Origin of the sequence: Thermoflavifilum thermophilum (assembly GCF_900116565.1) — a bacterium.
In the GTDB taxonomy this organism is placed as follows: domain Bacteria; phylum Bacteroidota; class Bacteroidia; order Chitinophagales; family Chitinophagaceae; genus Thermoflavifilum; species Thermoflavifilum thermophilum.
On the sequence record NZ_FPCJ01000001.1, the window covers coordinates 1907487 to 1913539 of the forward strand.

The following is a 6053-nucleotide window of genomic DNA, read 5'->3' on the forward strand; positions in this document are numbered from 1 at the left end:
CGTTTTTATCATGGCCAAACAAGCTAAAACTGCTATCAAAAACAAGGATCCGCAGGCCAGTGCAGAATCCAAAAACTGGACGCGGGTGATTCGGGCTGTACGCTCGCCCAAGACAGGTGCTTATACCTTCAAGGAAGCCATCGTGCACAAGGAAAAAGTAAAAAGCTATCTGTCGGGAAAATGATTTTTTGCATCGCATGTCCGCAAAGCCATTCCGTACCAGCGGGATGGCTTTGCTGTTTTATTTCTAAATGAAACTGGCATCATGAGCATCTGGAGTCGTTTTTTTTCCAGGGAAAAACAGGCCGAGCTTGACCGTGGGTTGCAGAAAACACGTGATAACCTCTGGAGCCGGCTGGGTAAGCTGCTTACCGGCAAGTCAACCATCGATGATGAATGGCTGGATGAGCTGGAAGAAGCATTGATCAGTGCCGATGTGGGCATTGATACCACAGTTGAGATTCTAAATCGGTTACAACAAAAAGCTGCACGCGAGCGCTACCGCAATTCGGAGGAGTTGCAGCAATTGCTGGAGCAAACCATCCTATCCCTTTTGCCTCCGGTGCAGCAGCCCGCACCTGCTCAGCCTTTTCAGCTGCCTGATAACAAGCGTCCTTATGTGATACTGGTTGTAGGTGTTAATGGCGTGGGCAAAACCACTACCATCGGTAAGCTGGCCTATCAATACAAGCAGGCAGGATATCAGGTGTTGCTGGGAGCAGCCGATACTTTCCGTGCGGCAGCTGTGGAGCAGCTTACCATCTGGAGCGAACGAGCCGGAGTGCCCCTGGTCAAACAAGGCATGGGGGCCGACCCGGGAGCAGTAGCTTTCGATACCGTGCAGAGTGCCATGGCCCGCAATATGGATGTAGCCATCATTGATACAGCCGGTCGGTTGCACAACAAAAAACATCTGATGGATGAGCTGGGCAAAATTCGCCGCGTGATCAACAAAAAATTGCCCGGTGCACCCCATGAGGTATTGCTGGTACTCGACGGCTCCACCGGCCAAAATGCGCTGGAACAGGCCAAACAATTTATGGCCGTAACCGAGCTCACGGGGTTGGTGGTTACCAAGCTCGACGGCACAGCCAAGGGCGGCGTGGTGCTGGCCATTGCACACCAATGCCAGATCCCAATCCGCTACATCGGGCTGGGAGAGAGGATTACAGACCTTCAGCCTTTTGACCCCGAAAGCTTTGTCCACTCCCTGTTTGCAGGAGCCGCTTCTGCGTAAAAAATTTATCCGTATTCATCGGTTTAACTTATAAATTTGTCTGATTTAAAACATGAACCTATGCATGTAGAAGCTATTGACCGGGTTGATGATATCTCTCCCAGGGATTTTAAAGAAAAATACTTGAAGCCCCGCAAACCGGTGGTGATCACGGGTTTGTCGCGCAACTGGCCGGCATTGACCAAATGGACTTGGGACTATTTCATTGAGATTGTCGGGAAGGAAAAAGTAGGTTTATACAACAACAACCGCGCGGATGCTCATACCCCGGTGAATGGTTATGATGAAGAAATGTATTTCGGTGATTATTTGCAGATGGTGAGAAAAGGCCCTGTACAGCTGCGGGTGTTTTTGTTCAATATCTTCAAATATGCGCCCCAGCTGGTGGAAGATTTCACCTGGCCCGACCACCTGATTAAAGGCTTATTGAAAAAATATCCCATGCTGTTTGTGGGTGGCGCAGGCAGTGTGGCTCACATGCATTACGATATTGATTGCTCCCATATTTTCCATACCCAGTTTGTAGGTCGCAAACGTGTATTGTTGCTGGAAAACAATCAATCGCCTTTTATTTACCGCATGCCGCTCACGGTAGAAAGTGCAGCCAATTTCGTAAACTGGCATGAAGGCCTGGATGAAGAACATTTTCCCGCCTTGCGTTATGCAAAAGGATATACCGCTATTCTGCAGCATGGGGATACCTTATTTATGCCTGCAGGATACTGGCATCACATGGAATATATGGACAGCGGCTTCTCCATGAGCCTGCGCGCACTTGATGAAACGCTGGCCGGCAAGTTGAAAGGTTTTTATCATATTTTACCCATGCGTATGATGAATAACCTGCTTATCAAAACAAGGCCTGAATGGTGGTATCATTACAAACGGAAAATTGCACACCGCAACGCTGAAAAAGCCATGCGCAAAATCCAGCTGCAGGAGACAACTTGAAATCAGGGGTTGCTTGTAGGCTGGAAATGAATGCGCAGATTGTCCTGATCTATTTGTTTTTGCAAATCTGTTATTTGCTGCTGAAGCTGATCCACATCGTTTTTTAGTTTGCTGTATTTAACAGCAAATCTTTGGGCGCGGCGAGTGAAGTGATTGGCGCGGCGGGTAAATTTTTTCGATTTTTTGGCAGCTTTCCGGTCAGCCGGATGTTTCTTTAATTCTTCAGAATATTTTTTTGCTTTGCTTAAAAAATCATTGGCCTTTGCATTGAAATGATCGGTCCTGTCTTTCATTTCCTGTTCCTGCTTTTGTTTTTTTGCCAGTTCAATTTTCAGCTTGTTTAATTCAGTAGCTTTTTCTAATGCAGCCTGTCTCTCTTGCAGGATTTGAAGTGAATCTGATGTAATTTGTTGGGCTTTTCCCATATACATACAACAACATGTAAGTCCCAATATTAAAGAAATGGATGTAATGGATTTGTTCATCATTGAAAATTGATTTGATATATACGAAATTACGAAATATTATTTGAACAATATGACAACACATCAATCATCATCTCGGCAAACACTGGCAAACACTTTTGCAGACGCTTTCTTGCAATACAATTCTCGATTGGTTGTACCCATTCATTTACCGCATGCATTTCAGGCATTGCATCCGTTTGCATCACCAGAAATTGCCCAACTTGTAAGCACATTTTATCACAAGTATTATGCAGATTATGATTTACGTGTAACCTTGCTGGGTATCAATCCCGGTCGCTTCGGCGGAGGAATTACTGGTATTCCGTTTACTGATCCCATCCGATTGAAAGAAAAATGTGGTATAGATCATCATTTACCTATGAAACCGGAATTATCATCGCAGTTTATTTATGAAATGATTGAACGATATGGTGGCGTGCAAATGTTTTATCATCATTTTTTTATTCATTCCCTATATCCGCTTGCATTGGTAAAAGATGGAAAGAATGTAAACTATTATGATGACAAGGCTTTATTTGATGCAGTATATCCAGATATCATTTCCCATATTCAGGCGTTGCTGCAATTACCTATTTGCAGACGGGTGGTGATTTGCATTGGTGAAGGCAAAAACTTTGCTTTGCTGCAAAAGCTAAATCAGACCTATCATTGGTGGCAAACGATTATTCCGGTTGCGCATCCACGTTTTATCATGCAATACAAACGAAAACAAATGGAGTTATATCTGCAGCAGTATCTGCAAGTATTGCATCAGGCAAAGCAAGATTGTTTCGACAAATCATAACATGATTTTTCAAATCACATCCTTTTCATTTGCCATTTATCCCGAAAGATTATGAAATTTCTTGGGTGATGATTATTTTTAGCGAATTAACCAATCAATCAGATATGAAAAAAATTATTCTCTGCGGATGCCTGCTGGCCGCTATTTGCACGGATACATGGGCTCAGGCCACATTTCCGGTTAATGGTATTGCTGATCCACGTACACGCACATTTGCCTTTGTACATGCTGTGATTGTGCGGAAGGCGGGGGATACTGTCAGGGATGGTATGCTGCTGATCAGGCAGGGTAGGATTGTTTCCGTGAGTACAGGTGTAGCACCACCCGCTGATGCAGTAGTGGTGGATTGTTCGGGGAAATATATTTTTCCGTCATTTATTGACTTATACAGCCATTATGGTCTGCCTCAACCACAGCAGGCTGAACGGGTCTCACGCAGGGAACGTGGACCTCAGTTTATATCTGATAAAAAAGGGGCATATGGCTGGAATGAGGCCATCCATCCTGAAATAGATGCGGCTGATATGTTTCATGCCGATGAAACCTCAGCTTCATCCTATCGCAAAGCAGGATTTGGCGTAGTACTCACCGCTTCACAAGATGGCATTGCGAGGGGCACAGGGGCGTTGGTAAGTCTGGCTTCGCCAGATGATGTGCGCGATAATTTTATCGTCCTCAGGAAGCGGGCTTCTGCCAATTATTCCTTCGACAAAGGCTCTTCCACACAGGATTATCCCAGTTCGCTGATGGGTGCCATCGCCTTGCTCAGGCAAACTTATTATGATGCACAGTGGTATGCGGCCCATCAGCAGGGGAAAACAGAGGGTGTGCAGCCCGATGAAGGTGTCAACCTCAGCCTGGAAGCCTGGATTCGTAATCAATCGCTCCCTCAGCTCTTTGCGGTGAGCAACAAATGGGATGCGCTGCGAGCAGCGGCCATTGGCCGTGAGTTTCATGTGCAGTATCTCATCAAGGCTGGGGGTGATGAATATCAGCGGCTATTAGAAATCAAGGCCACCGGAAGTCCGTTTATTTTACCCCTGAATTTTCCAGACCCTTATGATGTCAGCGATCCCGCGCAAACGCGTTTTCTGACGCTTGCTGCGCTGAAACACTGGGAGCTGGCGCCTACCCAGCCCGCTGCATTTGAAAAAGCGGGTATTCCTTTTTGTTTTACCCTGGATGGCTTGAAAGACCTGAGCGATTGGTTAACACAGTTGCGAAAAGCTTTTCACTACGGCCTCAGCCAGGAGGCAGCATTAAATGCATTGACCCTCAATCCTGCCCGCTTCCTGGGCGTTGCCGATCAGCTGGGCAGCCTGGAACCCGGCAAATGGGCTAACTTCCTGATTTGTTCGGGGCCAGTGTTCGATGAAAATACCGTCTGGTACCAGCATTGGATTCAGGGCTACCCGTATGTGCTGGAAGCCAATGGATGGAACGATGCAAGAGGCACCTACACCGTGGTATTTCCAGGAGAAAGTTTTCAATGGATGATCAAAGGTAAACCCCAAACCCCAAGCTTGCAGGTTTTTCGCAAAGGCGATACCCTATCGGGAAAAATCAGCTGGAATGATCAATTGCTGCAGATCAGCTTCCCGGCCCAGAAACCCAGGCGCGGAGCCGATTCTGTGGCCACAATTTTGCTGAGTGGATGGATGCATGGTGATACCCTGCAGGGAACCGGCATTGCAGGTGATGGTAAAACACTACGCTGGCTGGCTTACCGAACAGCTCCTTTTCAAGCTGAACAAGATACAACTTCGCATAAACAGCTTTTTTACCCGAATCCCGGGCCTGTATATTATCCTTTTCAGGCTTTTGGCAGTGAACAAATACCCCGGCAGCCGGCAGCCATTTTGATTCAAGATGCAACAGTCTGGACAAACGAGGCGGAGGGTATTTTACCCCATACTGATGTGTTGATTCGCAAGGGTAAAATAGCTGCCATAGGAAAAAACCTTTCCGCCCCGGATGCTGAAATCATCAACGCCACCGGCATGCACCTCACGCCGGGCATCATCGACGAGCATTCGCACATAGCCATCACCGGCGGTGTAAACGAGGGCACACAATCGGTCACTTCCGAAGTGCGTATAGCCGATGTAATCAATCCGGAAGATGTCAATATTTATCGCCAGCTGGCCGGCGGGGTTACGTCCTCCCATCTGTTGCATGGCTCAGCCAATACCATTGGCGGACAAACCCAGCTCATCAAAATGCGTTGGGGACACAATGCCGAAGAACTCAAATTTCAAGGATGGGATCCCTTCATCAAATTTGCCCTGGGCGAAAATGTAAAACAATCCAACTGGGGCGATAACCAGCATGAACGCTTCCCCCAGACACGCATGGGCGTGGAGCAGGTGATTGTAGATGCCTTTATCCGGGCACAGGATTATGAAAAACAACCATCAGATAAACGCAGAGATCTGGAATTGGATGCCCTTGTGGAAATCCTTCATCACCAGCGGTTTATTACCTGTCACTCCTATGTGCAGAGCGAAATCACCATGCTGATGCGGGTAGCCGAACAATTTGGATTTCGCGTCAACACCTTTACTCATATTCTGGAAGGATATAAAGTGGCCGA

6 protein-coding genes (1 of these 6 only partly in view) are annotated in these 6053 nt (G+C 46.9%); 5 read left to right on the plus strand and 1 reads right to left on the minus strand.

The annotated features are described in order from the left end of the window. Positions 1 to 10: 10 nt before the first annotated feature. The 3 genes from BM367_RS08085 (at position 11) to BM367_RS08095 (ending at position 2188) form a co-directional block, all read left to right on the plus strand. Complete coding sequence (locus BM367_RS08085) at positions 11 to 184, plus strand: DUF4295 domain-containing protein (RefSeq protein WP_092459658.1); 174 nt, start codon at positions 11 to 13, stop codon at positions 182 to 184. An 81-nt stretch (positions 185 to 265) separates the two neighbouring features. Then, a complete protein-coding gene (gene ftsY, locus BM367_RS08090; protein ID WP_092459660.1) occupies positions 266 to 1237 on the plus strand; it encodes a signal recognition particle-docking protein FtsY in 972 nt (323 codons plus the stop codon). Between the two features lie 60 nt (positions 1238 to 1297). Continuing rightward, positions 1298 to 2188 (plus strand): cupin-like domain-containing protein, encoded by an 891-nt coding sequence (locus tag BM367_RS08095; protein ID WP_092459661.1) that lies wholly within the window; start codon positions 1298 to 1300, stop codon positions 2186 to 2188. Between the two features lie 2 nt (positions 2189 to 2190). Here BM367_RS08095 and BM367_RS08100 read toward each other — a convergent pair whose 3' ends face one another. After that, on the minus strand, positions 2191 to 2676 hold the full coding sequence (locus BM367_RS08100) for a hypothetical protein (RefSeq protein WP_143103988.1): 486 nt from the start codon (positions 2674 to 2676) through the stop codon (positions 2191 to 2193). Positions 2677 to 2725: 49 nt separating this feature from the next. Here BM367_RS08100 and BM367_RS08105 point away from each other — a divergent pair, with 49 nt between their 5' ends. Further along, the gene (locus tag BM367_RS08105; RefSeq protein ID WP_092459665.1) at positions 2726 to 3460 is read left to right on the plus strand and encodes a uracil-DNA glycosylase family protein; all 735 of its coding nucleotides are present in this window, start codon (positions 2726 to 2728) and stop codon (positions 3458 to 3460) included. A gap of 104 nt (positions 3461 to 3564) precedes the next feature. Next, positions 3565 to 6053, plus strand: the 5' portion of a protein-coding gene (locus tag BM367_RS08110) for an amidohydrolase family protein (RefSeq protein ID WP_092460977.1). The gene runs 595 nt beyond the window's last position; only the first 2489 of its 3084 coding nucleotides appear in the window; the start codon lies at positions 3565 to 3567; the stop codon falls past the right edge of the window.

What these genes read in the sequence shown, in the direction of transcription:
- BM367_RS08085 (WP_092459658.1), top strand. Translation starts at nt 11, where the DNA reads ATGGCCAAACAAGCTAAAACTGCTATCAAAAACAAGGATCCGCAGGCC.
- BM367_RS08100 (WP_143103988.1), bottom strand. Translation starts at nt 2,676, where the DNA reads ATGATGAACAAATCCATTACATCCATTTCTTTAATATTGGGACTTACA.
- BM367_RS08095 (WP_092459661.1), top strand. Translation starts at nt 1,298, where the DNA reads ATGCATGTAGAAGCTATTGACCGGGTTGATGATATCTCTCCCAGGGAT.
- ftsY (WP_092459660.1), top strand. Translation starts at nt 266, where the DNA reads ATGAGCATCTGGAGTCGTTTTTTTTCCAGGGAAAAACAGGCCGAGCTT.
- BM367_RS08105 (WP_092459665.1), top strand. Translation starts at nt 2,726, where the DNA reads ATGACAACACATCAATCATCATCTCGGCAAACACTGGCAAACACTTTT.